We start from the raw sequence: 26058 nt of genomic DNA on the forward strand, positions 1-26058 counted from the left end.
GCCCGGTGTAGACTATCTGAATGTCGGTGTCCGGGCGGTGCCCCGAGAGACGGATGAGATTTCGAGCAAGATCCACGATCTTCACCGGCGAGCCCATGTCGAGAACGTAAATTCGGCCGCGCTCCTGCTGCCGCTCGCGGCTATGCGCCGCCGCCTGCAGGACGAGGAGGCAGGCTTCCGAAATTGTCATGAAAAAGCGTTCCATGTTCGGATGGGTAACTGTCACAGGGCCGCCGGCCCTGATCTGCTTCTCGAACAGCGGGACCACGGATCCGGCCGAACCCAGGACGTTGCCGAACCGAACGGTGACGAAACGTGTGGCGTTGACGGCCGAGTCCAGATCCATCGCCTGGCAGAACATCTCTGCCATCCGCTTGGTAGCGCCCATAACGCTAGAGGGATTCACAGCCTTGTCGGTTGACACCATAATCATCGTGGAGACGTTGGCACGAAGCGCGGCCTCAGCGACATTGCGCGTCCCGATCGCGTTGGTGAAAAGGCCTTCAAGCGGCTGAGCCTCAACGATCGGCACATGCTTGAGTGCTGCTGCGTGGAAGAGCACGTCGGGCCTATGGCYRGCAACGATTCTGTTGACGGCGTCCTTTTCGCGCACGTTGCAGAGGSCRGCATGCAACTYGAGGCTCGGGCGGGTGCCAGYGAGTTCAGTCTCGATAGAGTAGAGAAGGTGCTCGCTGGCGTCCACGAGAATGAGGCCGCGTGGGTTCAGGGCCGCAACCTGTCGTGCCAGCTCGGATCCAATCGAACCGCCCGCGCCGGTGATCATGACGGTCCTGCCCTCGATCATTGAGGCGATCTTGAGCGCATCAAGTCTAACGGGCGGCCGATGCAAGAGATCTTCCAACTTGATCGGACGCGGCTCAATTTCAGCATCGATGCTTTGCATGTCGAGAAGGTTCGGGAGCTTCAGGATTTCGACTTTCTGCTGTGCCGCAATCTCAACCAACGCCTCGATGCTGGCGTGCCGTTGATAGTCCTCGCGCGAACGCGTCAGAATGAGCGCCTCGGGTCGGCGCCCCTGGGCCTCAAATCGATTGAGGATCTGCGGTAGTCTTTCCAGCGGACCCAACACTGGAACCCCGCGAATAGAACGTCCGGTCCTGCGCCCCCGTTCGTCGATTATCGCAAGGATATTGAATGACGCATTATTTCTCTCCTTGGTGGTCCTCAGGAAGGCGTCGGCGTTGTCGGTGGCTCCAACCAGCAGCACGAACTTGCAGGTGCCGCGATCGAACAAGCGACCGGTGTCGTGGCGATTGCGATAGAGCCGATACGCGGCACGCGGCCCGGCTAGCAGCAAGATCAGAAAGGCCCAGGCGATCAAGATCGAAGAACGGGGAATCGAGCCCAGTCGATCCAGCAGGAATTGGGCCACTGTGAAACTAGCGACGGACGCGCTAGCAGCATAGGTGATTGCCAGGAGATCCGTCAGCGACGCATAGCGCCAAATACCACGGTTCAGYCCAAACAAGAAACCGACGCCGCTRACAATGACCCCGAATAGAGCCGCTGCACCAAGGAAATACGTCAGGTTYTGAACGACAATATCGAAATCAAGCCTCAACACGAGCGAAAGCAACATCGCGGCAGCACCCATTATGCCGTCGTGAACCAGCGCCAAGCCTCGCAATACTATCGGCCGAGAAACCCTCCAAAACCAAGTCGCATTGTCCCCAGTATAAACACGCTCTCGCCGTTTGCGTTCTGCTGGAGACACTAGTTTAGACCTTTAACAAAGGCGGCCATCATTCGCGGACGTCTAATTTCCAAACAGCCAAGGCTCGGTCGCTCGGATTCGCAGTATAGGGCTCTGGCGCTAACATGTGCCAGCAACTTCTGAAAATGGGAATCCTTCACGCGCCGATAGATCTTCGAGCGGTAGCCGTCGAACTTGACCTCGAGAATCCAGTTGTCACCTCGGGAGGAGCGTTTGGCCGGAAATTAACTTCGGCCAACGCAGCCAGTTCCGCCGCAACAACAAAAAGCCGCCACCTTGCGGGCAGATGATGGGCTTCTCTAGAGAGGCCGGAGAGGGGGCACAAGCTGGCCGGTATACAAACGTGACGCCATAATATTAGTTTCGTCTAAAATGCAAAAAAACCCGCCACGTTGCGGCGGCTGCGTTGGGCGCTCCGAGCGCCAGTGGGTGTGAGAAGTGGGTGGGCAGACGTTTGGCTCGGCAACGGATGTGGCCTGGACTGTCAAAGCTGCCCTTCAAACCAAAGACTCGGAAAATCCCGATCGGGATTTCGATAAAGCGCGGGAAGATCCACCTCCGCGAAACATTCATTGGCATCAGGCACCATAGGCGTCTGCATCTCAATTATATTAGCTTGTGCTTGAGGACCTTTTCCGACTGGGCCGGCGTCCACCATCCCAACACCCTGCCCAACGAGTGCGCCGGCGGGAAGTGAGGAAGCATGAGCAGCTTATGAGTATGGGTCGTACTCGCTACGGGTTCCATCGCGATCATTTACCTGTTGTCGTATGTCTCGATCAGGATGCAGGGGCAGCGGCGCCAGGCGCGATGAGGGCTTACCGGGAGCGGTGCTTGGTTTGACGGCAGGCGAGCTTTTCTCTCTTGCCCTCTCAAGTTCCAACAATCTGATGTAATAGGTATCAAAGGCCTCACTGTTCTTCCGCTCCTTTCTCCGGAGGTGAAGATACGGCAGCGCAAACGCCAAAATCGTTATTAGGCCGATCGGACCCGCGATGTGATTGCCGCCTGCAAGCCAATAGAAAACCGCAAAGACGCTGCCGGCTATCACCGCCCCTGCCACACTTCCCTTGATAGGATCAAATCTTGGCGGCGGCGCAACCGTGTCTGCCCGTCGCCTGGCCTTGAAGCTAACGCGTGCAGCATCCAATCTGACAATTCCCGATTATCGACGCGAATGGCCGGCGCAGGGGATGCTTGGGGAAGCGAAGCCGCACCGGCCACCTTGGCGGGAAAAGCCCCCCGCGCCGTTAAGTTTATCGTATATTAGATATCGCGCAATTAAGACTGAAGTCCCACTGGCCTAAAGGCCCGCTTCGCGGCACCGTCAGACAATGGGTGTTGTGATCCCTTCCAGCGCAATGATCCTGGTGTTGGCGCAACGTTTTCGAATCTCGATCAGGCGGGCGTACTCCGGCGAATTGTACCAGCTCATCAATGACGCCATATCTGGGAATTCGATAATAACCAAACGGTGTGGCTCCCAGTCACCTTCCAGAACCTTGGTCGCACCGCCACGACCTAAGTATCGCCCGCCGTAGCGCGCCTCGGTGGCCGGAACATCCCGCCGGTATTCCTCGAACGCGGCAGCGTCTTTTATGTCTACATCCGCGATAAGATAGGCGGCCATTTGTGCTCCCTCCCTTTGTCGTCGAACCCCTTCGCCATCGCTTTGGCCTACCGATTAGATCTTTTCCGGCTTGTGCTCCACCTTTTGCTGCTTCCATCGTTCTTACGGATAGGTCCCGAACATATTAGCGAAAGCGTATATTTTCACCAGCCGGCTCGCTCCCCAACCCGCGCCGGTCAGGCCCGACAGTCTGCTGGCCCCCCGCCGTGCGGAGATGCCGGGCCGCTTAGTCTGAGCGTCGCTGCCCTGGTGTCTTCGGGTGGCTGGTGAACGCGATGTTTCGGTCAGGGCGCCCTGCGTCACGGCAGGGCTGGCAGAATAGGACCCGGATCAAATCCCAGTGTAGGCAGCCGTAATCTTCGCCGAGACGGTCAACCAGCGCTTGGATATCGAGGTCGGCATGCCGGCGGCACGTCATGCAGTGACGGAAAGCCCCGACCCGATCTGTAGCTTCTTGCCGAGCGTGTCCTCGACGAACAGATATTTCATGGCCATGGGATGGCGCTACCCAGCCTTGGGGGGCCGCACAGGCCCTGTCCCGAACCATTGAATGAACGGCGAATCCTTGCCGGTGACGTCCTTCACCGTCTTCAGCAGCGCTTCGTGGGTGCGCTGGAGCGCCCGGTAATGCTCGCTGCTAGGTGATAGCAACGGCTGGACTATGCTTTTATGAAGTCGTTCCGCCTCCGCTGCGTAGTCACCACCAATGCCCCCTTGGGCGAAAAGCCCGCCGCCAGCAGACTGAGAGCGGGCAGCGGGCCTTTGATTTTCGGCAGGTGGAGGCCCGCCGGGCAGCAAAGTGCCGTTCGCTGCCGACGGTGATGGTTATCTGGCTTTGCGCGGACCGACGACTTACTGATTCGTAAGGCTATGGAACGGGATGCCGACGATAACTGAAATGCGTCGGGTCCGCTGCCGGGGAGACAGCGGACTCAAACTAGGGCCAAGAGGGGCAAGGCCCTTTATGATCCCTATGCGGGGATCAGGGTGATAACACCGGGCGAGCACAAACGTTCCGTCGGCTGAAAGATATTTCCCAAGCTCCGCTCCACGCCCGATTTGACTCGCTAATCCCTGACTAAAGCGTACTGAAGGACGTCGCTGGCCAATTTGAACGGGCGCCTGGCGCTTGGAAGAGTCGATCACGCTTTCGCCCCCACGAGGGATAAAGCGATGTCATCCGACGATCATCTCGATTCTGAGCAACTTGCAATGCTGACAAAGGTTCTCAACGACTATTGCACAGAGGCAGGAATTCCAGAAGGCCATCCCGCATGGGAACACTTCGGCCGGCGCCTCAAGAGCCTATCCCAGTCCGGGATACATGATCCCGATGAACTGGTGTCCAAAATGAACACTGGCTACGAGGATTGGCTAGGCGAGATCGGCGCTACGGGTCCTTTCATACCGCCCAAACTGTCGTCCGAAGACCGTCTCGTAGGCGACAATCGCTTGCCAGGGTCAGACCTAAGAGGCAGGCCAGCCGTAGCGAATAGAGTTCGGCTTTAAGAAAGCCCGGATTTTTTGGTGACGGGGCATCCGGCCGGCATTTTCAACCGCGGGGCATCGTCCAAAAGGCTGTATTCCAAAAAACTCCAGCGAGCGCGCTATGATGAATATTAGGCGCCGTTCCCCTCAAAACGCCGCCGGGTAATGGCTCGGCGCCCCGCTGGTTTGTTGAGTGTCAAAAGGGCGCCGGGATGGATTGCCTGGCGGAAAAGCGACCGGCTTCACTGGCATTTCTGGGTCAACATGGTAGTGCCCGGCCGGGGGGGGGGAAGGCTCAGGGCTAACCGTCGCATTTAAAGCCCTTAACCTTTATTCAATACGCCTAATTTAGCATCGTTTAATGCGCTTCTCCATTCTGCTTTTTGGCTGGGCGGCATTCTTCGGTTGGGACTTTGCTGCCAACGATGGCGAATTCACAGTATGCGAGTTGCCCACCTACTCCATCTTTCTGGTCTTATGTGAAGCACCAGCGCGCGTTTCCGTTGGCCTCTTTAGGCACGGGACGGACCATCCTTCCTCCGCCTGACCCGCATTCGCACACGGTGGCCCTCGTCATTAGTCGTGCTCATCAGGGGCGACCTCGTCGGCTTGGGGTGGTGTCCCCCTTCTGAAAAGAGAAGGGCGAAACGATAGATCCTCGAGGGAACAGGTCGGTAGATCGCGCGCAAAAGTGCGTCCGCTGTGCGTTGGCCAAGTTCAAGCATGACGTTGTCGAATGTGTCGGAAATCCGGCAATTGGGGCAAGATAGGAGGTCGGAACCTTGCGGCTCACTGACACTGCTAAGGGGCACTCTGCACGAATTGCAGATAATGCTAGGGGCGCTTTCTATCATCTAGACAGATATCTCGCTGTTTTAATCTACAGAGCAATTTCGGTGCCAAGCACAATTGATCCGTGGCGGGACATCTAGCGCCGCTCGCTTGGCGCCATTAGAACTTCGGTTTCCAGTCGCGGTTGCGCTGCACCTGGATACCCTCGTAATCAGGAACCACAGTGAAGAACACCGGCCGGCGGTCGCGCCTTGCAGCCTTACAATCCGAGCAGCCGAAGAGCCCGAACAGATCCCAATGCATGGAGCCGCGATCCGGGCCGAGCCGGTCGATAAGCGCTTGGACGTCGTTGAGATGGTTCCGGCAAGCGCCCGGTAAGGCCCCTGAAAGGATGATGGCCACCCGCACTTAGCCTTAATTGAGCGACTTCAGATTTGGTTGTAGAGTCACTTGAGCGGGAGATCTGACCTCCCCCGCAATGGCCGGTGCAAGCTTTAAGGCCGGCACCCGCCGTCGACTGCGGATGTACCAGCGACGGCGGGAGCAGCGGCAAGCACCGGCTTCAGGGCAAGTAGCGCCCCGCCAGCGCCCGCTCACTCATGCCGCTAAGCAGGAGTTGCGCGTCGACAAAATCATCAGAGAAATTAATTCGTGGACGACCGTCAGCGAATCTTTTGGCGGAACCTGGAGTGGCAACTGGTGCAATCCTGCAAAATCATGTGCACCAAGTGTTCTGCGGGCAGCGTCGCCGGATCGGGTTCAGCCGCGTTAGTGCGCTTCCCCAGCAGACTTCCGCCGTCCATCATCGTTCCAGGCCCCATCCGCATTTCGGCGTTGATTTGCGGGGGCGCATTCGCAGCCTCCTTAGCCAGTGCAGTTGTGAGCGTGGCGATGTGGTGAGCCAGCGCCTCAAAACTTCGTCGGTCTTGGTCGATTTCCGGTTTGGCACCGGACAGTGGACCGAGCGATCCGGATGGAAACTCGCCAACGAGGCTCCCGGTTCGATCTCGTAGGGTTTCAGCAGCGTCTCGAAATGCAGCAGCATTGTAAGGGACTTGGCCGTTAAACATCCCAGCAAGCGTTTTTGCAGCCGCTGCCATTTGTTTCATGGACGCTTGGCGGGCCACGATGAGTGCTTCACTGCCAACCTTGGCAGCGGCCAGGGTTGAAACACAAGCCAGTGCAAGCCCCACCGCAAGGACGATGCGTTTCACCGAGTTGTGCGCTCCCCAGTGCGGGCAGGCCGCAACTCCAATGTTCATGCGCCTACCTCCAAGTCACGCTTGGGCCATACACCTTCCAGTACATGGAAGGTCAAGCCGCGTGATCTCGCCGGCAAGCGGCGAATGGTCACTCCGGCACGCCAGCATCTGTCGACCTCTTCGCCGATCTCGATCCCCCGAATTCCGATCACCGCCGCGTCAGCAATCAGTTTGTGGGTGAGCTCGTCAACCGAGATGACATCGGGCCTTTGCCGTCTCGGGGACGTTGTTGGCTTCAGATAGAGCTGCGAACGATCTGGCCTGACATCGCGCCGATCACCGCATTGAGTAATTCAATGTCCTTCAAAGCTGCGATCTCTAAAGGGTCGGTGCTTTGGGCTAGAGTCCTGATTTCAGGCACGCCATCAGCGTCACGGGGCGCAAAGCTCTCGACCAGGACATCTCGATACTGCTTCAGCAAGCCGAGCGCATGATGATCTAAAGTCTCTTGATCCACAGGCCGATCGTATCAGAGCGCCAACGGCCTCGCCAGCAAGCGTTTCCCCTGGCCGCCGTCCTACAGCGCCGAAGCGTCCCGCGCGGCCTGGCACTCGTCGACCCTTTCAGATCCGTCAAAACAGGCCGACACGTTGAGCTTGGGGAAGTGCAAGACCTTGGCCTGCCACCGTGTCCGCTCAATCTCGTATTCGCCAACGCCCTCGGCCCATCGCGTCCAGCCTCGGTCAGGGCGTTCGGTAAGTTCGCTCTCGCGCATGGCTCGCGTTGGCCTGTCTCATTTCGGGACAAAAATGCTTGGCACCGGTTTTGCACTGCATAGTTTGCCGGTACCCTCCTCCTACCGGTCCTGATCGGGGATCAGGAAGTAAACCTTCGCCGGGCTTGAGGGATTGGGGTTCCTTCGCCCGGCGAGTTTTCTTTCAATGCAGCACCATGGCGCCGGCCAGCGAGGAGCATCGCTTGAAGCTTGGCATGGGCAAGGATGAGAAGGATCTGGCTTTTCCGACGTGGGATGGCCGTATTCGAACCCCTCGCCCGTTGTCAAAAGAGTTCGCTCGGGAAGCCGAAACTGCTGGTGATCCGCAAGTCACCTTCCATCGTCATATCACGCACCTGTTGCGCAACGGCGTTCCTGTGCAGGTCGTGTCCGCCCGCGCCGGTCACGCCGATCCGTCAGTCACCCTGAACATTCATGCGCACCTGCTCCCAGGACAGCAGGAAGGTGCCGCAGCGGTGGTTGACGCGGCCCTCAATGCCGCACTACAGGAATGAAGCGCGAACCAGTCGGGAACGCCTTCGGTGCCAATCCGGTGCCAACAGGCCGAAGCCAGCCGGCAGCGCACTACCTAAGTGATTGAAAAATCACAACGGAGGAATGGCCGAGCGGTTTAAGGCACCGGTCTTGAAAACCGGCGTGGGTGCAAGCTCACCGTGGGTTCGAATCCCACTTCCTCCGCCAGATTTTTGCCTAACGACTTGAGATATATAGATAATTTCAAGCCGCCTTATTTGGTGCCTAACTTGGTGCCTAACGTCTGCAAACGATGAAGCCCTTCGTCACCAACGGGAATATCCCCCTCTGAGCATCATCATATCCGGATCTTCCTCGTCCTCTTCAGGCTCATAAGGAGCCGGCGCCTCCAGCAGATTGATCCGCCTTAGGTCGGTGCCGCCCATCGGCGCATCGAGGGAGAGTGTCTTGAAGCAGTCGTATTCGCGGTTGTAACGGCCGAGGTAGTCCTTCATGCGGGCGCCGATGTTCTCCAGCAGCAACTCGCCTTCAAGGACGGCCAGGAGGATGGAGTTGATAACATCGTCACGCATGAAACGCGGCAGTGCGGCGCTGACGGCTCGGCTCACTACCCGATAAACCGTGTCCGGGTCGTGGCGAATGGCGTTGATGGATTTTGCTGTAAGCCTGTGTCCGGCCTGCTGCTGTAAGATTCGAACGCGATTCTCAACGTAGTACGCATGGGTGTAAGCGGCATGCCTGTCATGGTTAGCTAGACGCCAAGCCTTTTTATAGATGGCACGGGCCTCTTTGGTCTTTTCCCGGTGCCTTCGATTGTACTCAACCACTTTGTCAGCGTTTTTATCCCGCCATTTTTGCCTTTTTTCTCTAGAGGCCGGGCCGCGTTCCCTTATCCGCATCTTTTCTCTAAAGGCTGGATCGCGTTGCTTTGCCCGGATTTTTTCGAGGTTTTTGGCTCTGTAGCGCCTCTGCTCTTCGCGGTGTCTGATTGGGTCGAGGACCATTGCAGATATGGCAATCCGATCGGCCGTTCACGCAAGGGCTTGGTAAGGGGTTGTGCCCGCTAATCCCGCTAATCCTCCACCGCAAAGTGAAAAGCCCGCCACCCAGGGAAGAGGCAGCGGGCGCTAGTTCGGGAGGAGTGCCGAGCATCGCCTATGCCCGCGAAACAACGGTACGCCTCACCTAGCTGGATAATATGCACGCGCCGGTTGAAGCCCTGCATGTTCAAGCTGCGTGACTTTTCTGCCACAAGATTGGGCCAGCGGTTAATGCTTATCGCCGTTTGGATTTGGTGCCGGTGCCTCTCGCACATCGCGCGGTGGCGGATCGACATGCTTAGGCTCTGGCGATGATTCCTTGTCGGGACGACGAACTGGTGTCTTCTCCGGGGCGGGCTTCGGCGCGGGCCGTTCTTTGATTTGACTTGGCATTGGTTCTCTCCGTCACCTGAAAACCTGACAACCGCACTCTTTGTTCCGACGGCAGCCAACTAAAACGCCCGCCACCGTGAGGCAGCGGGCATCAAGCGTCCGACAGGCAATTGATCAGAAATGGCCGTGCCAACGCTGCCCATCTTGTGGCAAATCGGGGTCGTTGGACCACGTTACGGTTTCGCCGTAGTCCGAATCCGCGTGTTCGAGGTCCGAGCCCGATCCGGCAAGATTGCCTTCCAGGTCTTCGCCCAGGCCGAAAGCGCCTGTGCTTGTCCAGCCTAACGAATATTCCAGCTCGCTGGTGTCCCCTTCCCTGTCATCGGTGCCGACGACTTCGGCGCCACCAGCCATGTACGGTTCCATATCCGGGTCCGGGTCCACGAGGTCCAACAGGGATATCAGCCGTTCAATTTCATCCTCGATCGAGCGGCGGACGGTCGGGTCGGAAAGGCGAACGTGCGCGCTCATGATTGCACCGCCTTCCGGTTCGCCTTGCGGCCTGCCTGCTGGCGCCCGATGATTTCGAGGCGTTCGGCCAAAGCCGCCTCATCGCGGGCAATTGCCAGTGCGGTTTCAGGAGTGCCGCCGCCATGCCGTTGCAGCCAATCCTGTTTCCAGCGAAGATGGCGGACGCACTCGGCAGGAATGAACACCTGTTTCAGGCCTTCAATCTGCCACGCGCGAAACGCTTCCTCCGCAAGCTCACTCGCTTGGATGGCCTCTCGGCTTTCTCTGCCGTGCGCATCAACAGCAAGTATCCGGCGAAAGTCGGCCGTCATGCGGAAATGATAGGCCAACTCGATTTGCATGCGGCCAGTCCGCCAATCACTCGCTGGCTTGATCCATGCGGTGATTTCCGCGAGCTCATCGACCACGACCGGCGCAGCTTTGGGTCGGAAAGCAACAACGTCGCCCATTGGTCACGCCTCCCCGTCAGTGCAGAACGACGCGAAGCAGGCGACAAGGTCGTCCCCTTCAATCGGCAACCCAAGGCGCTGATAGCCGCTAAGAAGGCATACCGCCTTGCCTCTGACATCCTCCAACGTCACGCAAGGTTGGCGCAGGACCACATCGAACGCGGTCGACAGATCGCGGTGAGCTTCGTCGGATTGGCGATATGCTTCGTGGTACCCGCTGGCCGAGATTGCGGCTTCCTGCTCGCGCAATGAAGTCAGACCTTCATCCCGGGCACTGGCAAGGTTCGCCATCCACCGATTGTAGCCGGCGCGGTCCATCAAGCTCGATGCCCACGACTGCTCCACTTGCTCCAGTCTCCGGGCTATCTCAGCTTCGAGTTCGGCCGACGAATTGAATGGCTTGGACCGGTGCGACCAGATGGACGTGAGCCCGCCCGGCGGGGTCCACTTCGGAAAGAGCTTGTCGCCGAGGACTTCCGCGATGGCCTCTTCCCTAGCATTACATGCGCTGTAGGTGGCTTCTGCCGACCGGCAGGCCGCGATTGCCTCTTGCAGGTCGGTCGAACCGGCCGACGCGTGAGCGTGAGGTGCGACCGTAGCGACAGCAGCGGCGGTTGAGATGGCAGCGGCACCCACCAAGAGACGGCGGCGGCTGACATTGGGCATGCCTTCGGCGGCAGCCCGAACAGAGGTGTTCAGCATGTGTGGTATTCCCTGTTAACTGGTTTTATTTACCAGTTGACCATGAATTAGTATTAGCTTGCCGTCAACAGCAAACTATGAAAAAATACTATCTTGATAAGAAAGGGACACAGAATGCTCACAACCGGAAACCAGCTTCGCGCCGCGCGCGCCTTGGCTGACATGGACCAAGGAACGCTCGCGAAGCGGGCCGGTATCAACATCAACACCGTAAGTGCCATGGAGAAGAAGGGTGCCGAAGGTCTGACGAGCGGCCTGGACAAGGTGCGCGCCGTGATGACCGTTCTTGAAGAAGCCGGCATCGAGTTTCTGAATCACGGAAGTCCAGGCGTCCGGCTGAAGGCGAAGCTGTGACACGGAAACTTCTGATATCGCAGAAAGAGGCGCAAGGGTATTTGCGCGTTGCAATCTCCGAGCGCGCAATTGTTGAAGTCGACGTGGGAGGCATGACCTTTCGCTTTTTGCCTTCGGAATATGTGGACTTGGATCGCAAGATTGTCCCGGAGCCCGTCAGGGATCTACCATGACCCGAGCATCCATCGCCGAAGAGCTTGAGAGCGCCGCCGATCGCATCGCGGACATGTCGCGGGCTGATCTCCAGATCATTCTTCGACGCGCTGCCTTGATGCTGCGGAACGTCGCTGGCGTGCCCCTGGAGCCGCCGACGGAAGACGCGCTCAATTCCATAGCCGGCGAGATGGGGATCGGTAAGTCCGATCTCATTCAGATCGTGCTGCGTGAGTGGTTGGAAACGAACGCCTATCTGCCCGTCCGGATGATCGATGAGGAAAGCGAGACAGACGGAAGCGCATAGCCGTGTATCACTGCCACTGACACTGCGCAAAGCAAGCCGGATAGCCCCTTAATTGTGGTTGTCCAACAAGATGGCAAGATTTCTGGCTGCGGCGCTTTCTACAATCAGTTCCTCCAGCCACAAGTCACCGACGCGCGATTTGTTGACGCTACGCCTGACTACACGGAGCGCTTCATATATCGAAACTGCGGTGGTCTTCGCGTGATCATCAAGATAGCGGCAGACTGCAATCACGGCATCTGCATCGATGTCGAGTGGCAAATCTCGTATGGCACCCTCCCGCTGGGCCGCTAGTAACTCGCCAAGGAATGGCCGGTGCGGGCGATGCTTGGGTGAAGCGAGCCGCACCGGCCACCTTGGCGGGAAAAGCCCCCGCGCTGATAAGCCTATATAATATTAGCAATCGCGCAATTAAGACTGAAGTCCTTGGTTTGTCAGCCTAAAGGCTGGTTTTCTCGGTGTGCGACTTCGCGCAAAAAGGCCTGCCATCCTGTCTGATGAAGGCATGCTCCACTTTTTGCTGCTCCTTCGTACATAAGGATATGCCTCTTTATATTAGCAGAAGCGTATACACCGGTTAGCCGGTGCGACCTCTGATGCCCCCCGCGCCGGTCAGGCCCGGCGCTCTGCTGGCCACCCGCCCGAAACAGGGATGCCGGGCCGCCTAGTCTGAGCGCCGATTCAGCGCGGCCGATCCGCCTTTACGACAATCCGGGTATAAGCGCGCTCGACACCGAAGACCGCTTCGTCCTTCGTATCCACCCGGCCGCGCGCACCGCATATGAAGCAAGTCCAGAACCAGGTGCCCGCAGATGGGCCATGCTGCTCTCTCATGATCCGACCAACGCTCCTGCTCTGGAAATCGCCGCAGAAATCATAGGGCACCGTCTTCCCGCCGATGACTGTTCGACCCCATTGCAGCCAGACGCGGGCGCCTCGGTCGACCAAGATCTGGAAGGCACCTTCCTTTGTGTCCAAAGTCTCCAGGATCGTGCTTCCATCAAAGACTTGCCAGCCGCGCTGATAGGCTAACCGGACTATGAGGCGTTCGCTATCCACGGAACCGCTCGGTAAACCAGGTGATCTTGCCGTCGACCTTCATGGGCTTGTGGATCATCAGGCGCTTGGGCAGATGTTCAGGGTGAACCTCGATTAGCGTGATCTTGATCTGCGGCTTGCATCGGCTGCAGTCGAATTTCAAGGCAAGGGGATCGACGCCGCCACCATAGACCATCATCAGGTCGGCCGACCGGCAGTAGCGGACGTTGCCGCAGCTGCATTCCGCCTTGACGAGCATGTTGTGCCGGGTCGCGCCTTGCCCAGCGTGTCGATCGGATCGTGCGCCATGGGAACAAAAAAGGAACATTTTCCTTGATCGTCAAGACGGCTTGTGGAATCTTTTCGCCATGAGTGACGAACCGACGAGACTTGCCGAAGGCATGACACCCGTGCCCCGCGAGCGCGCACGGATCGAAAATCACATCTGCGAGTTTGTTGGATGCGGGAAGCGCGCGCCGTTCGGCTTTGCCAAACCAAGGCAGGCTTCGCATTGGTACTGTCTGGAGCATCGCGAGCACGGCGACCGCCATTTGCAGGGGGCAAGATGATCTATCCGCCAAAGCACCAGCGCGACTATCTCGATCGCTCGATTGACTGCCAGGAGGCCATGGAGCCGGGCTTTCAGGCCATTGTCGATTACATGCTGGAAGTCGGCTGGAACCGAGGCGAGATCCTGCAATCGCTAAGGCGGTTGATCGCCGCCGACAACATGACCCAGAAAGAAAATGCCAGAACGGAGACGGAGCTTGCGATTGCGCGCGCCATGATCCGTGCCGGCCGAATGCTCTAACGGCCCAAAGGCTGCCTTGAAAGCGAAACCAACTCCGCCTCATCGGTCACGCCGGCCATGTAATTCGCGATAATCCGAGACGCGAGTGCTTCCCTAGCGTGGTGATCGTTGACCTTAAGCTGCTCGAAAACTCGCCCCAGCAAGGCCAACTCTGATGGGTCAAAAATACCGGCTTCCGTAGCTTTTCGCCGAATTGGCATGATCAGACGCCACCCTCCTCATCTCGCAGATCCTGCACCGACGCATGTCGCAGCTTTAGCTCGCCACGCAGGAACTTCACCCGGGCCTTTATGCCGGGCTCGACCCATTCGACGTCCGGAGTGACGACGGCGCTGGGCAAGCCCTCTGGCGGCCTTGCCTTGGCCCGCTGCACGCGCTGCCACAGCCGGTCCTTGATCGAGCGTGTAGCGCTGAAGAGCGCCTTGCCGGCATACTTGCCGTCGCGCGCCATGAGCGCCATCGTGGGCCTGCCAGGTTCGCTCTGGAGGCCGATCAGATCGAAATCGCCGATCTCGAAACACTTCGTCTTCACCCAAGAATCGAACGGACCGCTGCGATAAGGGCTGTTGCGCCGCTTCGACACCATGCCCTCTAGACCCATCTTTTCGACGCCAGCGAAGAACTCGGCCCCGCCTCCCTCAACATGCTGGCTGTACTGAATGATGCCTTCTGCCGGCTTCACCAGATCCCAGAGGATGGCTTTGCGCTCGATCGCCGGCCGCGACCGCAGATCTTCGCCGTCCTTGTGCAGGATATCGAAGGCGACGAAGGCTAGTTGCTCGGCATTCCAGGCCATGCGGGAATGCATCTGATGGAAGTTCGGCAGGCCGTCCGCCTCCGGTGCGATCATCTCGCCATCGAGGATCAACGCTTTGGCCGGAAGCTTCTCCAATGCAGCGACAATCGGCCAGTAGCGCTTTGACCAGTCGTGGCCGGTCTTGGTGAAGGCGCGACCGCCGGTCCAATCTAGCACCAGCTGAGTGCGGAACCCGTCATATTTGATTTCGTGCAGCCAGTCGTCGCTGACCGGCGCCACTTCGACCAGGATCGGTTCCTGCGGCTTGATGAAATTCAACCGCTCACGGTCGCTACGCATTCACTCACACGCTCCCCACTCGCCCTTAAATAAGTTTTAGCTAAAATAGTTCCCAAAACGCCTACCCCGCGCACACCCGCCCAACCATGTCTGCGGATTTCTTGTTGGCTGCACTTGCCGCCACTGGCGGTGGGATGCACAAACCTACTTTGGCGCGACTGATAGCTGCGCCTTTTAAAGTTGCATGAAACAAGGGGCGGGGAGACATAATGCGCAAGGTGTTGTTTGTGTTGGTTTTGCTTGGCGTGGTTCAGCCGGCGCAGGCTGGCGAGATAAGCCAAGAGGAGTTCGTTGATATCTTTGCCCAGTTGATCGTCATCGGCGGCACATGCCATCGGCTTCAGATTACGGACGAAGTTAACGTTCTTGGAAAGCAGGCCGGGGTCACCAAGGCGGACCTTAACATCAGCTGGGACAAGACGAACGCCCACATATCGAGCTTCGAAACCTATTTGCGCGAGAATGACCTGATCATGCCGGATAAGGTCTGCCGGCTCGGTCTCGAACTGTATGGTAAGTATGGAACACGGGCTGCCGGCCTCTTGGAGCTGGTGCATTGAGCTTGTAGAAGAGCATTTGGCGCGCGACCAGCGGGCCGCCGTTGGCCTTCTGAATAATGAGCGCGCCCAGCGCCCACCAAGCCGCCGCACCGCCTAGGCTCGCGCACAAAAAAGCCCGCCACCTTTCGGCAGCGGGCAAGTTTATGGAGTGCTGGGATCAACCAGCATAGGGTCAACGAGCGGCGGAGGGGTTGGTTGCCGAAACTCTAGACCGGGAAATCCGTGTTTAGCGCGAATTGGGACCAAGATGACGCGGCAAGCATTTCCTCAAGCTCAATGTCGTCACGCGGGAACCGCCTCACCTCGGCATGGGAAATATTATCCCCATCTGCTGCATGAACGATCCTGATTTGATGCTTTCGCTTTTCACACGTCTTTCGGATTTCTCCTGCAACACCGAACGCAAAGGCGCTTTTTTTCCCTACGTCTCTTACCCTTCGCGTCAATTGCACGGTTTCGAGCATTTGGCTGGCTCGATCGCCCGAATAAAACTCTAGCCAATTGGTCGAGAGGTAGTCCTCGTCTGGCCGAAGCGAGAATGCATTGTATGCGGGCCCCTCAACTTTCTCAGACCCGTCCTCCAAGACGATTTTTCGGAGTTTTGACCAAGGTACATAGCGAACTAGGTGGTGCGCCTCGTCAATGGCACTCGTCATTTAGGCGTACCCATAGGGTTGAACCATTGGACTGGTTCATATGGCAAGAGGACAGCAGGCAGTCGGGACACTACCGTCGAGCCCGACGCCGATTCTGGTTCGCCATCTCGTGTAGAGGTGACGATCCAGCGGACCCTATCCCCTGGCTCACAAACTAACGTAAGCCGATTGTTGTCGTTGCTCCAGGTCGCGACCAAGCTGCCATGCTGCGTTGCACCCAACCCGGGGCGGCGTGAGGGACGCAGGAAAAGTATCATGCGAAGGAACGTTGTAGAGGCACGGTGGGTCACCGGTACGTCATCAGGATCCCACTCGTCTTTGTCCAACAGCTGATCGATTTGACCGAAAAGCTTCGAACGCCAATCGCCATCTAGATGCATAGCGATTGTGGCGACTTCAATTTTGAATGCCGCTCTCGAATCAAATAGCTGGCCTTCTAGGTCGCTTACCTGATTCAAAAATTTAAGCTGCTGTTTTCTAATAGGTTTTGGCGTGCCGGAGTCACGTTGCGTGGAGCGCGCTAACGTATTGTATGAGACCCCCGCTGCAATTGATTGCTGCAGACCAGGCTGCGCCGGTGAGGGAGACGATCCCTTAACTGTAACTAAGGCATTCATTCGAAAAGCTCACGGCTGTTATCGGTAACGAATTGTTCGAACAGTTTATTTTTTAGGTCTCTGGCCTCTACCAATATGGCCTCTTGATCCTTAACCGCAGTCGGAATCTGTTGGTCTCGCCACACATCTATATCAAGTAACAAGGACATGTACCCAAGCAAGGGCGGCGGGGTCACCAACCCGGCGGCCAAATTTACATTCCAGTAGGGTATTGTAGAAGCCGTCGACAGCTGAGTAGAGAACCCGGTCCAAGGTGCGTCAGACACATTCGGAAATTCGATATGAAGCCGAATGTAGTCAGTGATCGGGACTTTATCAACCAAATCAAAGGGAATATCGATCCTGTTGATGAATCTGACACCGATCCTGGATGGGACTGTGGTCCCTACAATTTTTCGCCACGCCTTCCAATTTGCTTTCATCGAGTGATCGAGGCTCTCCCAGCCTTGATAAGGGGCCAATCGTGACGTCGTTATGCCGAAAGTGTTCAGAACGCACACATCGGCTTGGTCCAGAGACGTGAGGCGGAAGCCTGTTGGTTTCAAGTCGACACCGCGCTGAGGCAATACCTGAATCTCAACGTCTTGGACCAGTTGTACGGTAGGATAGCGACTGAGTAACTTCTGCGACAGACGTTCCAGGTCCTCAAATTTTGCCGGCCCATTAACGCGGAAATCAATCACCGCTTCTGTTATAGGAGGCCTACCGTAGCTTTTGGGCACCTCTAGACTCCTCCCCACCAGGATCACATGGTGCTTGTAAACCAATCCGCGCGCCGAAAAAGTCACATTCGACAAAATCCACGCGTGTCACGACGGCAGCATTCTCGTAGCAGATAAGGCTTGCGCCAGGATTTCGGACACCGCCCGTCACCCGCCGCGCAACACGCGCCAGATGTCGGTCCAATAGGCTGTGACCAGCGAAGCCAGTGCCGCCGCCGCCATACCTGTGACGCCCAGTGCGCCGAGCCCCATAAGCTTCCAGCGCGTAACTTCGGCAGTGACCGCCTTCACGCTGGTCATATCCTCATTTAGCTTGCTGACAGCCGTTTCCGTCGCCGCTACCCGCTCGATCAGATCATCAGTCTTTTGATACATCTTCGCCCGGCTGGCGGCGGCGCGCTGTTCGGACTGCTCATAGCTCAGCGCGGCGCGCGAATCGCTGTCCTTGATGTCGCGACGGATCTCCGTGATGTCGCGCTGCATGTTCTGCGTGGCTTCCAAGAGCCCGCCAATCATCATTTCCAGGCTCTTTGTGGATGCCGGCATGCCCTCGCCCTTCACTGCAATGCTACTTCGAACAGGCCGGCGCGCGCGTGCACGTCCGGTTGTTGCCCGCCACCTGTTCGGCAAATGGCCTGTCATTTTTGATGATGAAATCACGCGTTGGCCCGGATGGCTTCAGAAGCGAGAACCCGGCTCCATTAATCGCAGCGGTCTGGCTGCACCCACTTGCCGCCAAGCTCAATGCAAAGATGCTGCTGATCGAAAGCGCTGATTTCAACATTGTCGTCATTCCTTTGCTGGATGAGGGCAAGGGCGGCTTCCCGCGCCTCTGCCTGGACGAGTGCGCGGGTTTCGGTGCGGGTCGCCGGGTCATGAATGATGATGACGTACAGCACTGCTACGATAGCGCAGACAGCGGCGCCGGCCGCCGCTGCCAGTGGAAGCTTGATCGCGTCAAACATCAGCTTTCCACCGTCGATCGGATATCCTTGACGGCATTGATGATCTGGCCCTTGAGGACGAGCAGGATCAACAGGACGATGATCAGCACCACGCCGCCGGCAAGGATCGCCTGCCAGTCCATGCCGCCTAGCCAGCCGAGGCCAATGCCACCACTGCCCAGGGCCGTAGTGATCCAGCTCCAGCGGTTGGTCTTTTCCTTCACCTTGGTATCGACCAGGTGAGGCACGGTCGGCTTGTCGACTTCGACCGGCACATTGACCTTGACCACAGACGGCTTCTCCGGCGTCGGCAGCGCGGACATTGCAATGGCAGCAGCGCGCACGGAAGAGACGCGGCTTTGCCAGCCCTTGCCGAATGTCTTCCATGTCGGGAGTCGCTTCAGGAATGCCAGGCGAGCGTCCGACACGGTATCGATAATGACGCCGGCCGGCTTTGCTCGCACCGCCGCAAGGGTCGCAGGGCCGATCTTGCCATCCTGCTTGATATTCGCCCCGCAAGCGGCCTGAAGGTATTTGGTTGCCCTGTCCGGCCCGCTGTTCACCGCGAAGTCAAAGACGGCATAGTCAACGCCGTCCGGCAGTTCAGCGCCGGCCACTGCATCCCAATAGAATCGGCGATAAACCGTCGCGATCTGGGCATCTGTGATATGGCGAAGGTCGTCCTTCGTTGCGTCGGCCTTCACGTAACGGCGGAAGTTGGCGAACGTGACGCCCTTCATTGTCGCGCCACCCGGGTCTTTCGGGTTGTCACTCCAGCCACCTTCTGATTTCAAGACGAGCGAAAGCGCCCGCGCGAAGTTGCGGTCCATGGTGGTATTGTCCTTTCAGGTGATGATTGACTACAGTGTTCGGCGGGCCGGGCTTGGACGGCTAATAGAGGAAGTCCTCATGCCAGAGAATGTTATGAAAGCGCCGATATTAGAGGTCGTCTTGTCATCCGGGATGAGCGAAGCAGCCGAGGCTGTGTCCGTAATTTTTGGGTCGGTCGACAAGCAAATTTATCAGTTGGACTTTGCGATCAAATGCATTCCGCTGGCTATAGCAGCGATTGCCTCAGAAGCCGGGAAACTACTTGCTGTTCTCCCGGCAAACAAGCAGCCTGCCCTTCAAGGCATCCGCGCAACAGGAACTCAATTGGCGATGAAGGAAGACGGAACGGTCGCTCTCCTGTTAAGGCTGGAGGGCGGGGCGGATTTGCCCTTAGAACTTCAACACAAGGATCTGCTCAACCTACGTAGCCAGATCGATGAGGCCGTTCAGATGGCTAGCAAGCGGCGCCACTAGGCGCGAGTGCTCAGGGCGGTCGTTGACAGCAGTTCTTCAGCCGATGAAGATTCCGCCTTCACCCTTTCCGCCACCGCCACCGCTTCCTCTCGTGCCGCCTTCACTTCGGCCATCTTCGCCTGAACGTCCGGTGATTTGTTCTGGATGACGCGCAAGGCCTCGATGCGCTGAACGCCTTCATCGGGAACGGCTGGGTAACCCATCGAGGCTAGGTGCGCGTTGACGGCGGCCACCTGTTCAGCGACATCGCCGAAACAATCCACGACCGTCCGATGAGGCTCGGAAAACAGCACCTCGCCGTTGTCGACAACCTGCTTCAGAAGCTGGATGCCGATCGAACCGTCGGCGCAAAGCGTGATCTGATTGAGAACCGTATTTCGCATGGGATTTTCCTTTATGCTTGATAAGCGACAGTGCCGCTCATGCGGGTCGTTGCTGACATATTGGTTTTGTTCAGGTCGGACGTGCCAGTTGTTCCGCCGATTTTTATTTGCAGAACCGTAGAGACGGCGAGCACGGTAAGAGCTCCGGAAATGGAGGTCATGCTCGCGTAAAGGCCAACCGGCCCTGAACTCAGCGCAATCGCAGCGACCGGCAGGCCGGTAAGGGTTGCTGTTCCGGAACCGCTGCCCAGCGTCGATACCGTGTTGTCAAAGGTTGCAATGATTCCCCGCCCCGTCTTGGTGTATGTGCCCGACTGGTTCGAGTAGACAAAGCCGGCCGTGCCGCCAGTGCTAAAGGAATATGCCGGCGTCCATGTGCCTTCCTCGTAGTCATCGAGGTTATTGGCATCGGCAGAAGGGCTCTGAGTGGCCGGGAATTGCACTCCCCTGCCTACAGTCACGTCAAAGCTGGAAGTGACACTTACGCCGCTCAGCGTATTGGCGGACAATACCGATGAAAATGTACCGTTAGTGGCTGTGACATCGCCATCCACACCAACACCAAAGCCGTCGATGGTGGCGATGGTTTTAGTCACACCTCCGCCAGTTGTATTGAAATTCAGTCGACCACCTTCTGAAGCTGACGTAGCGTTTGTAATTCGCCCTGTGATGTCAGCATAATCTTGGACATTGCCCGCGCTGTCCCTGCCCTGGAACAGCAGGCGCCCGATCAGGTCCACATTGGCGGGGGATGCCGAATCCCTGAACAATTTGAGATCCGGGCCGACCGTCGCGCCAGCGTCAACAAGTGTGAGCGTGGTCGTGCCGCCAGTGAATTTGGCAGAAGGCACTAACGAACCCGCTATCTTTGTGCTGACCGTTAGAGAGCTATCCTCTGACGTGTTCGTGGGGTCTTCGATAGTGCCGAATACGTTGGCATATGTCTCGATGTTGCCGGCGGAGTCCCTGCCGTCAAAGCTGACATTGCCAATCAGGTCAGAAGCGGCAGGTGATGCAGAGTCCCTGAACAGCGTCAAAGTCGGCCCGACCGTCGCCCCTGCGTCGGTGCTGATAATCTTGCCTGGCAAAGCCAACGCCGACTGATAACTGATCACCCGCCAGTTGCCACCACCAAGTGACTGGGCAACACAGGTATCCCCTGCCGCCGTGGTGATATTCGCCCCAGTCGGCAGGATCAGCGATGTTGCATTGTGGGTGAGCGTCAGAACGCCGCCGAAGTTGAGATACCTCATGACGCCGGCCGTCTTCGTGCCGAACGATGTGATAGTCGTCGTGCCCGTAATGCCGACGCTCACACCAGTTGCGGCGCCAATGTCGGTTGTGGCCGCACTCGCGATGTTGGCGCCGATCGTGGCGAGATTGTCCGCGCCACCGACTGCCGTAGCCGCCGCCGTGCCGCCATACTCGATCGGGCGCAGACCGTTCATCTCAGCAACGAAGTCGTCGACCTGGGCGTTGTAGGGCGCCGACTTGACGGTCGTGTTCGGCGACCCATAGGTGCCCGGCAGCAATTGCATGACCTTATTGACGCGGGGCATGGCGTTCTCCGTAGTCAGATTGTGGGGTGCTTGGGCCGGCTCTTAACGAGCGGCTGCAAATCGGCTAAAAGGCGGAATGTCGCGAACGACCGTTTTGCAAATCATTGCCGCCTTGATCACCATCGCGGTGTTGGCGGTTCTGCGTCAGGGCCTGGATTCGTTTCTCAGCAGCCTCGAACCCAGGTTCATGATGGGTCTGGGTGTCGGCCTTTTCGTCGGCACTTTCTCAGTGCTTCTGATCTGGTTCTTCGAAGAGCGGAAACAGAAATCAGCGGCGAGTGGCGGACGGACCCGAGAGCAGCAAAGCCCGCGCGACTTTATCGACCTGTGACTGTTGCAGCGGAGATCCCCGGCTGGCCTTCATGAGCGCCGCCAGCACAGGGCTTTGCTGACCAGCAGTCAGCGAGCGCGCCATATCCGATATCGCTTTCTCATTCCCGCCACTGCGCAGCGCGTTGATAATGTTCTCTGCCGCCCTGTAGCCAGAAGCACGCGCCGCGCCGCGCACGCCGCCGGCCATGAAGGCTTCAGGTACGCCAAAGCCCCTCCCCGCCTCGCCTGTGACGGCATCCTGGGCGGCGATGCGCGCGGCGCTCTCAGAATTGCGCGTGACGATGTTGGACGTGTCGGCAAACAGCCGCTCCCGGTCGAGCAGATCGATAATCGCGCGCGCCTTATCGTCGCCGAACAGGGTCGACAATCGCGCCCGGTTCCAATCGCCTTCGCCCTTTATGATCTGCTGTAGCGCAACGCGGTCGTTCGCCCTGGTCCCGACAATGCGCTCTATCTCAGCCCGAGCGCCCTCACGCAAGCGGAGCGGCACGGCAGATGGCCCGATCTGCAAACCCTGCGGCAGCGCCCCGTTCTGAACCTCCGCAGCGAGTTCAATGGGTCGTGGCGCCTCACGCCCATCGGAAAGCACCGTCTGGCCACGTTGAAGCGCCGTGCGCTGGCGGGCCAGCTCGGCATATTTCGCGTCAACTTCCTTGATGCCGGGAACTGATGCGCGCAGCTCGTCATCAACAGCCTGCCTCGCGGTGGTCAGCGCATTGACCGCATTCGATCCCTGCGTTGTTTCCAGCATGTCGTCGATGGCGTGTCGGGTGTTCAGCAACTCTCCGGCGTCCGTCACCAGCGACGTGCCCGGAGGCGGTTCGCCATTGGCTCGTGCGCGGGCGATGTCTGCCGGCGTAGGCTGATGGTCGAGCATCGAGCGGACGCGCTGGACGACGCGCTGCGGATCGCCTCGCAAGGTCTGCGCCTCCTGTTCGAGGTAGCGGGCAATCGGCAACGTGTCGACTGGCGCAGCGTCCCGCAAAGCCTGCCGATACTCTGGCTGCAACCGCTGCTGATTGCGATCGATCCGTTCAACAATCTGGGACGGCGTCGGCGCGGGACCAAGGGTGTCGTCAAGGGTGGAACGGATGCGCCAATTCGCGTCCGCGTCACGCGCGCCGATCGCGCCGCGAACGATCTGCTTTCCTTCGCCGGGTGTCGCAGCAATCGCGCCGGCCGTATGGCGCATGTTGGGGCCAAGATCCATAACCATGCCTTCCGCGCCATGGTTAGGGAGCATCGACGCGTCAATGGCGTCGTCCTTGGCGGCTTTCGCGAGAACGGACACAGCTCGCTTATCCAGCCCGAGAGCCCGAGCAATCGCACTGATCTGCACATTGTCGGCAATGGCTTTGACGCCCCGGCCAACCAGCGGCGCAACGATCGGAGCAGCCAAGCCGAGCCCGCCGCCGATAATTCCGCCCTTCACAGTTTCCTTGGCATCGCCGCCGGAGCGAACCGAAGCATCAGCGCCATTGATAAGCGCGCCACTACCGGCTGACGCCAACAATCGAAGCGGCGTAGAAGCCACGCCGATACCGAACACCTGTGGAGCGGCCACCATCGCCGGCAAGGTGCCTGCGACAGCGCCTGATACACCGCCGGCCGTTGCTGTGTAGGGATTGTCGTGCACCGCTCGTTCTGTCGCCTGATTGAGCGCGTAGCGATGCTGCTCGGGGCTCTCGTCGGAAAGTATTCCGCCCAGACGTTCGACACCCGCTTTGATGTAGGGGCCGGCGATCGGAACGCCGTTGAGCACGCTCGACGAGAACGCACCGAGCTTGTCCATCATGGTCGTGTTTTGGTCCGGTGCTACCTCGCCGGTTTTCGGATCGTATCCCTTCACACCAGGAGGCACGTATTCCGGGGCATTGTGACCGGCCGGCTTGAAATTGCGCACGTCGTCGAGCGAGACGCCTTCGGACGCAATGTAGGCGTCGATGTCCGCTTCAGGCGCGTCCTGAGCGACCATCTTGCCAATGTTGCCTTTGATGCGTGCGAGATCAGCCATCAGTCGAGACCGTACTTTTGCTTGAGAGTCGCTTTGGCGTCTGACGGGGCCGCGCCTGGCTGTCCGCCGGCTGCCGTCTTGATCGCGTCGACCATGGTGCGGATACGGGCGCGCTTGTCGGCGACAGAGGTCGGGTCTTCACCCGGCTTCGGCATGAGAACGGAGGCTTGGTTTGCCACTTCGCCGGGGTTCGCCGTGGCGCCGGACGTGCTGTAGAGGTACGTCGCAATGATCGTCTGCAATGAATTTCTGGCGCGCTGGTATTCTGGCGTCTGCATGAAGTTTGCGCCGTAGTTGTCGCTGCCGGGAATGGCCGACCATGCCTGATCGCCAAGGTTGGAGAGCGCGTCAAAGTTGTTTTCGACAATCTTCAGTTCCGGCGCGGCCACCTGATAGAGTTGCTGATTTCGCAACTGCGCTTCAGTCGGCGCTTTCGTCGTGCCGGGGATCGCCGCTCCCGCTGCCGGGGCGCTTGGTGGCGGAGCAGCCGGAGCCGGGGCAGAAATAGGTGCCGCAGGAGCCGCCGGGCCAGGCGTCGGGACGGCATTCGGCGCGGGAGGCGCGGCCGGGTTTCCCATAGGCACCGCAGGAGCACCACCGGGCGCTTTCAGCCAGGCCGGAAGCGTTGGCGGCACCTGGACAGGCACCAGGCCATTCTCTGTCTGGACGAGTTGCGTCTTCGGCTGCGAGATGATCGCATACGCTGTCGCGTATTCCCTCGACGACGGATCGGCGGTTTGCAGGATGTTCCAAGCCTGAGCGTCGAGGCCGGTCCCTTCGAATTTCGTCGGGCCGGCGGCGCCGATCTGCTTTGTCTCGCCAGACGCCGGGTCGAACAGTGTGTTGTCGTCGAGCTTCTGCCACTGCTTCGGCGGGACAGCCAAGGACTTGCGGGCCGCCTGGATCTGAAGCTGCCGCAGCGGATCGGCTTCCTGCTGCTTACGCTGGATCTCGGCTCCGATGATGTCCTTCTGTTCGTCGCTCAGGAACGGCTGCTGAAGCGCGTTGTAAAGCTGCTGCATGCTCGCGCCTTGCGAGGCGTCAAACGTGTCGGCAGTGCCGCCAGCGGTCGCAGGGATCATCGAAGGATCGGTTTGCGCCGTCATCTGTGCTTGCGGTGCAGCCGGCTTGCCGAACAACGCCTGAGCGACCGGACTTGCTGCCGCTGGCGCAGTCTGGGCCTGTGGCAATGGTACGGGCTGTGGCTGGCCGCCCTGTGGCGCCTGCATGGGCATAGGAGCCTGTCCGCCGGTCATTGGCGCCGGGTTCATCATCGCGGCCAAGACACGCTGTCCGGGCGGTGTGACAGCGGCGGGGCCGCCCACCTCGCCGGGCTGGACGGGAACCGCGTCCGGTTGAGGAGCAGCGTTAGCAGTCGGTGCCAATTCTTCGCCGGGGCGGTTCATCGCGTCCCACTGAGCTTGGGTCATTCCCTTGGCGGCATATTCGCGGGGCATTGGCCGAGCGGTTGCAGCGCTCACGCCAGCGGACGGATCGAGGCTGGCAACCTGCACGGGAGATTGTTCCTGCGCTGCGGCCTGCTGGGCCTGAGCCGGGGTTGCGCCAGCGCCAAGCGCCTTCTGGTAGGTCGCCACAAACCTGTCGGTGTTCGTGCCCTGCTCGATGCCACCGGGAAGGCTGGTCCAGATAGGGCTAAGCACCTTGCCGACGCTGGCAATCGCATTTGGATCGCCAGACTGCAGAACGGCGTCCAGATCCTGTCCGGTCTTGGCCTTGTAGGTCTCGGCAGCAAGATTCCATGCCGCCTTGTCCTGATTGACGGGAGAGAAGTCCGCCAGCCCGAGCTTGCTGGCCTGATCGTTCCACGTCGAGCCGAGGAACTGGTATTTGCCGGCGGCCGACGACGTACGGCCGGCATTCGGTCCAGTCTGGATGCGAACAGCTTTTTCCGGATGATGCGAGAAATCACTGAACTTGCCGCCGCCATAGATGACATCGTAACGGCCACCGCTCTCCGGTCCTGAAATCGTGTTGAGCAATGCCTTCTGATAGGGCTTGGCATCGGCCCATGCG

Annotated in this window: 30 protein-coding genes and 1 tRNA gene; 8 read left to right on the forward strand and 23 right to left on the reverse strand. The window is 58.8% G+C overall.

Translation table 11 applies throughout. The annotated features are described in order from the left end of the window. The 5 genes from AC1D2G_RS32935 to AC1D2G_RS32955 form a co-directional block, all read right to left on the reverse strand. Positions 1-1615, reverse strand: a 1615-nt coding sequence (locus tag AC1D2G_RS32935) for a polysaccharide biosynthesis protein (protein WP_477419248.1), incomplete at its 3' end; no start/stop codon positions are given. A 1447-nt stretch (positions 1616-3062) separates the two neighbouring features. Beyond that, entirely contained in the window at positions 3063-3365 is a 303-nt protein-coding gene (locus tag AC1D2G_RS32940; RefSeq protein WP_457155403.1) for a DUF1330 domain-containing protein, read from the reverse strand. A gap of 2439 nt (positions 3366-5804) precedes the next feature. Beyond that, positions 5805-6047 (reverse strand): hypothetical protein, encoded by a 243-nt coding sequence (locus tag AC1D2G_RS32945; RefSeq protein ID WP_477308891.1) that lies wholly within the window; start codon positions 6045-6047, stop codon positions 5805-5807. 260 nt (positions 6048-6307) lie between these two features. Continuing rightward, positions 6308-6907: a c-type cytochrome gene (locus AC1D2G_RS32950; protein WP_457154244.1), complete on the reverse strand. Its 600-nt coding sequence runs from the start codon at positions 6905-6907 to the stop codon at positions 6308-6310. Between the two features lie 235 nt (positions 6908-7142). Next, positions 7143-7364 (reverse strand): hypothetical protein, encoded by a 222-nt coding sequence (locus AC1D2G_RS32955; RefSeq protein WP_477400146.1) that lies wholly within the window; start codon positions 7362-7364, stop codon positions 7143-7145. Between the two features lie 461 nt (positions 7365-7825). Between AC1D2G_RS32955 and AC1D2G_RS32960 the strand changes: the two genes are divergently transcribed. After that, the gene (locus tag AC1D2G_RS32960) at positions 7826-8137 is read left to right on the forward strand and encodes a site-specific integrase (protein ID WP_477308886.1); all 312 of its coding nucleotides are present in this window, start codon (positions 7826-7828) and stop codon (positions 8135-8137) included. Between the two features lie 97 nt (positions 8138-8234). Beyond that, positions 8235-8324: transfer RNA gene (locus AC1D2G_RS32965), tRNA-Ser, on the forward strand. A 98-nt stretch (positions 8325-8422) separates the two neighbouring features. On the opposite strand, the gene AC1D2G_RS32970 is transcribed toward AC1D2G_RS32965, so the two are convergent. From AC1D2G_RS32970 to AC1D2G_RS32985, 4 genes are all read right to left on the reverse strand, one after another. Beyond that, positions 8423-9121: a hypothetical protein gene (locus AC1D2G_RS32970; RefSeq protein WP_477419251.1), complete on the reverse strand. Its 699-nt coding sequence runs from the start codon at positions 9119-9121 to the stop codon at positions 8423-8425. 543 nt (positions 9122-9664) lie between these two features. Next, complete coding sequence (locus AC1D2G_RS32975; protein WP_477419253.1) at positions 9665-10021, reverse strand: hypothetical protein; 357 nt, start codon at positions 10019-10021, stop codon at positions 9665-9667. Beyond that, positions 10018-10470 carry a hypothetical protein gene (locus AC1D2G_RS32980; protein WP_477419255.1) on the reverse strand — a complete coding sequence of 151 codons (453 nt, stop codon included), beginning with the start codon at positions 10468-10470 and terminating at the stop codon, positions 10018-10020. The genes AC1D2G_RS32975 and AC1D2G_RS32980 overlap by 4 nt, the downstream gene beginning before the upstream one ends. Before the next feature lie 3 nt (positions 10471-10473). Next, entirely contained in the window at positions 10474-11172 is a 699-nt protein-coding gene (locus tag AC1D2G_RS32985; RefSeq protein WP_477419257.1) for a hypothetical protein, read from the reverse strand. Positions 11173-11286: 114 nt separating this feature from the next. On the opposite strand from AC1D2G_RS32985, the gene AC1D2G_RS32990 reads away from it, so the two are divergent. Further along, entirely contained in the window at positions 11287-11526 is a 240-nt protein-coding gene (locus tag AC1D2G_RS32990) for a hypothetical protein (RefSeq protein ID WP_477419258.1), read from the forward strand. A 169-nt stretch (positions 11527-11695) separates the two neighbouring features. After that, a complete protein-coding gene (locus AC1D2G_RS32995; RefSeq protein WP_477419260.1) occupies positions 11696-11986 on the forward strand; it encodes a hypothetical protein in 291 nt (96 codons plus the stop codon). 48 nt (positions 11987-12034) lie between these two features. Here the strand turns inward: AC1D2G_RS32995 and AC1D2G_RS33000 are convergent, their stop codons facing one another. The 3 genes from AC1D2G_RS33000 to AC1D2G_RS33010 all read right to left on the reverse strand — a co-directional run bounded on the left by AC1D2G_RS33000 (position 12035) and on the right by AC1D2G_RS33010 (position 13283). After that, complete coding sequence (locus tag AC1D2G_RS33000; protein ID WP_477419262.1) at positions 12035-12247, reverse strand: hypothetical protein; 213 nt, start codon at positions 12245-12247, stop codon at positions 12035-12037. A gap of 420 nt (positions 12248-12667) precedes the next feature. Continuing rightward, positions 12668-13045 (reverse strand): hypothetical protein, encoded by a 378-nt coding sequence (locus tag AC1D2G_RS33005; RefSeq protein ID WP_477419264.1) that lies wholly within the window; start codon positions 13043-13045, stop codon positions 12668-12670. Then, entirely contained in the window at positions 13038-13283 is a 246-nt protein-coding gene (locus AC1D2G_RS33010; RefSeq protein ID WP_477419265.1) for a hypothetical protein, read from the reverse strand. Before AC1D2G_RS33010 ends, AC1D2G_RS33005 begins: the two co-directional genes overlap by 8 nt. A gap of 109 nt (positions 13284-13392) precedes the next feature. Between AC1D2G_RS33010 and AC1D2G_RS33015 the strand changes: the two genes are divergently transcribed. Further along, a complete protein-coding gene (locus tag AC1D2G_RS33015) occupies positions 13393-13593 on the forward strand; it encodes a hypothetical protein (RefSeq protein WP_477419267.1) in 201 nt (66 codons plus the stop codon). Next, positions 13590-13835 carry a hypothetical protein gene (locus AC1D2G_RS33020; protein ID WP_477419269.1) on the forward strand — a complete coding sequence of 82 codons (246 nt, stop codon included), beginning with the start codon at positions 13590-13592 and terminating at the stop codon, positions 13833-13835. The genes AC1D2G_RS33015 and AC1D2G_RS33020 overlap by 4 nt, the downstream gene beginning before the upstream one ends. On the opposite strand, the gene AC1D2G_RS33025 is transcribed toward AC1D2G_RS33020, so the two are convergent. After that, positions 13832-14035 carry a hypothetical protein gene (locus AC1D2G_RS33025; protein WP_477419271.1) on the reverse strand — a complete coding sequence of 68 codons (204 nt, stop codon included), beginning with the start codon at positions 14033-14035 and terminating at the stop codon, positions 13832-13834. The genes AC1D2G_RS33020 and AC1D2G_RS33025 overlap by 4 nt on opposite strands. A gap of 2 nt (positions 14036-14037) precedes the next feature. Further along, a complete protein-coding gene (locus tag AC1D2G_RS33030) occupies positions 14038-14931 on the reverse strand; it encodes an ATP-dependent DNA ligase (protein ID WP_477419272.1) in 894 nt (297 codons plus the stop codon). Positions 14932-15140: 209 nt separating this feature from the next. Between AC1D2G_RS33030 and AC1D2G_RS33035 the strand changes: the two genes are divergently transcribed. Continuing rightward, positions 15141-15491: a hypothetical protein gene (locus AC1D2G_RS33035; protein WP_477419274.1), complete on the forward strand. Its 351-nt coding sequence runs from the start codon at positions 15141-15143 to the stop codon at positions 15489-15491. A 206-nt stretch (positions 15492-15697) separates the two neighbouring features. Here the strand turns inward: AC1D2G_RS33035 and AC1D2G_RS33040 are convergent, their stop codons facing one another. The 5 genes from AC1D2G_RS33040 to AC1D2G_RS33060 form a co-directional block, all read right to left on the reverse strand. Next, the gene (locus AC1D2G_RS33040) at positions 15698-16147 is read right to left on the reverse strand and encodes a hypothetical protein (RefSeq protein ID WP_477419276.1); all 450 of its coding nucleotides are present in this window, start codon (positions 16145-16147) and stop codon (positions 15698-15700) included. Between the two features lie 613 nt (positions 16148-16760). Next, positions 16761-17486 carry a TIGR04255 family protein gene (locus tag AC1D2G_RS33045; protein ID WP_477419278.1) on the reverse strand — a complete coding sequence of 242 codons (726 nt, stop codon included), beginning with the start codon at positions 17484-17486 and terminating at the stop codon, positions 16761-16763. Between the two features lie 147 nt (positions 17487-17633). Continuing rightward, positions 17634-18047 (reverse strand): DUF1515 family protein, encoded by a 414-nt coding sequence (locus tag AC1D2G_RS33050; protein WP_477419280.1) that lies wholly within the window; start codon positions 18045-18047, stop codon positions 17634-17636. A 140-nt stretch (positions 18048-18187) separates the two neighbouring features. Beyond that, entirely contained in the window at positions 18188-18451 is a 264-nt protein-coding gene (locus AC1D2G_RS33055) for a hypothetical protein (protein ID WP_477419281.1), read from the reverse strand. After that, on the reverse strand, positions 18451-19260 hold the full coding sequence (locus AC1D2G_RS33060; protein ID WP_477419283.1) for a glycoside hydrolase family 108 protein: 810 nt from the start codon (positions 19258-19260) through the stop codon (positions 18451-18453). The genes AC1D2G_RS33055 and AC1D2G_RS33060 overlap by 1 nt, the downstream gene beginning before the upstream one ends. A gap of 79 nt (positions 19261-19339) precedes the next feature. Between AC1D2G_RS33060 and AC1D2G_RS33065 the strand changes: the two genes are divergently transcribed. Next, entirely contained in the window at positions 19340-19735 is a 396-nt protein-coding gene (locus AC1D2G_RS33065) for a hypothetical protein (RefSeq protein WP_477419285.1), read from the forward strand. On the opposite strand, the gene AC1D2G_RS33070 is transcribed toward AC1D2G_RS33065, so the two are convergent. From AC1D2G_RS33070 to AC1D2G_RS33085, 4 genes are all read right to left on the reverse strand, one after another. Then, positions 19732-20118, reverse strand: coding sequence for a hypothetical protein (locus AC1D2G_RS33070; protein ID WP_477419287.1), 387 nt, complete (start codon positions 20116-20118; stop codon positions 19732-19734). The two genes, AC1D2G_RS33065 and AC1D2G_RS33070, sit on opposite strands and share 4 nt — an antisense overlap. An 11-nt stretch (positions 20119-20129) precedes the next feature. Continuing rightward, positions 20130-21677, reverse strand: a complete 1548-nt coding sequence (locus AC1D2G_RS33075) for a hypothetical protein (RefSeq protein WP_477419288.1) — start codon at positions 21675-21677, stop codon at positions 20130-20132. A 268-nt stretch (positions 21678-21945) separates the two neighbouring features. Then, positions 21946-24024, reverse strand: a complete 2079-nt coding sequence (locus tag AC1D2G_RS33080) for a hypothetical protein (protein WP_477419290.1) — start codon at positions 24022-24024, stop codon at positions 21946-21948. After that, positions 24024-26024: a glycoside hydrolase family 24 protein gene (locus AC1D2G_RS33085; protein WP_477419292.1), complete on the reverse strand. Its 2001-nt coding sequence runs from the start codon at positions 26022-26024 to the stop codon at positions 24024-24026. The genes AC1D2G_RS33080 and AC1D2G_RS33085 overlap by 1 nt, the downstream gene beginning before the upstream one ends. Positions 26025-26058 lie beyond the last annotated feature (34 nt).

The organism is Mesorhizobium sp. P2_C7 (genome assembly GCF_056404515.1).

Bases quoted from the DNA above. Each gene is read 5' to 3' on its own strand.
- AC1D2G_RS33040 (WP_477419276.1), bottom strand. From the start codon at position 16,147: ATGACGAGTGCCATTGACGAGGCGCACCACCTAGTTCGCTATGTACCT.
- AC1D2G_RS33035 (WP_477419274.1), top strand. From the start codon at position 15,141: ATGCGCAAGGTGTTGTTTGTGTTGGTTTTGCTTGGCGTGGTTCAGCCG.
- AC1D2G_RS32940 (WP_457155403.1), bottom strand. From the start codon at position 3,365: ATGGCCGCCTATCTTATCGCGGATGTAGACATAAAAGACGCTGCCGCG.
- AC1D2G_RS33080 (WP_477419290.1), bottom strand. From the start codon at position 24,024: ATGGCTGATCTCGCACGCATCAAAGGCAACATTGGCAAGATGGTCGCT.
- AC1D2G_RS32980 (WP_477419255.1), bottom strand. From the start codon at position 10,470: ATGGGCGACGTTGTTGCTTTCCGACCCAAAGCTGCGCCGGTCGTGGTC.
- AC1D2G_RS32970 (WP_477419251.1), bottom strand. From the start codon at position 9,121: ATGGTCCTCGACCCAATCAGACACCGCGAAGAGCAGAGGCGCTACAGA.
- AC1D2G_RS33025 (WP_477419271.1), bottom strand. From the start codon at position 14,035: ATGCCAATTCGGCGAAAAGCTACGGAAGCCGGTATTTTTGACCCATCA.
- AC1D2G_RS32995 (WP_477419260.1), top strand. From the start codon at position 11,696: ATGACCCGAGCATCCATCGCCGAAGAGCTTGAGAGCGCCGCCGATCGC.
- AC1D2G_RS33065 (WP_477419285.1), top strand. From the start codon at position 19,340: ATGCCAGAGAATGTTATGAAAGCGCCGATATTAGAGGTCGTCTTGTCA.
- AC1D2G_RS33060 (WP_477419283.1), bottom strand. From the start codon at position 19,260: ATGGACCGCAACTTCGCGCGGGCGCTTTCGCTCGTCTTGAAATCAGAA.
- AC1D2G_RS33070 (WP_477419287.1), bottom strand. From the start codon at position 20,118: ATGCGAAATACGGTTCTCAATCAGATCACGCTTTGCGCCGACGGTTCG.
- AC1D2G_RS33010 (WP_477419265.1), bottom strand. From the start codon at position 13,283: ATGCTCGTCAAGGCGGAATGCAGCTGCGGCAACGTCCGCTACTGCCGG.
- AC1D2G_RS32990 (WP_477419258.1), top strand. From the start codon at position 11,287: ATGCTCACAACCGGAAACCAGCTTCGCGCCGCGCGCGCCTTGGCTGAC.
- AC1D2G_RS33015 (WP_477419267.1), top strand. From the start codon at position 13,393: ATGAGTGACGAACCGACGAGACTTGCCGAAGGCATGACACCCGTGCCC.
- AC1D2G_RS33030 (WP_477419272.1), bottom strand. From the start codon at position 14,931: ATGCGTAGCGACCGTGAGCGGTTGAATTTCATCAAGCCGCAGGAACCG.
- AC1D2G_RS32985 (WP_477419257.1), bottom strand. From the start codon at position 11,172: ATGCTGAACACCTCTGTTCGGGCTGCCGCCGAAGGCATGCCCAATGTC.
- AC1D2G_RS32950 (WP_457154244.1), bottom strand. From the start codon at position 6,907: ATGAACATTGGAGTTGCGGCCTGCCCGCACTGGGGAGCGCACAACTCG.
- AC1D2G_RS33020 (WP_477419269.1), top strand. From the start codon at position 13,590: ATGATCTATCCGCCAAAGCACCAGCGCGACTATCTCGATCGCTCGATT.
- AC1D2G_RS33055 (WP_477419281.1), bottom strand. From the start codon at position 18,451: ATGTTTGACGCGATCAAGCTTCCACTGGCAGCGGCGGCCGGCGCCGCT.
- AC1D2G_RS33075 (WP_477419288.1), bottom strand. From the start codon at position 21,677: ATGCCCCGCGTCAATAAGGTCATGCAATTGCTGCCGGGCACCTATGGG.
- AC1D2G_RS32975 (WP_477419253.1), bottom strand. From the start codon at position 10,021: ATGAGCGCGCACGTTCGCCTTTCCGACCCGACCGTCCGCCGCTCGATC.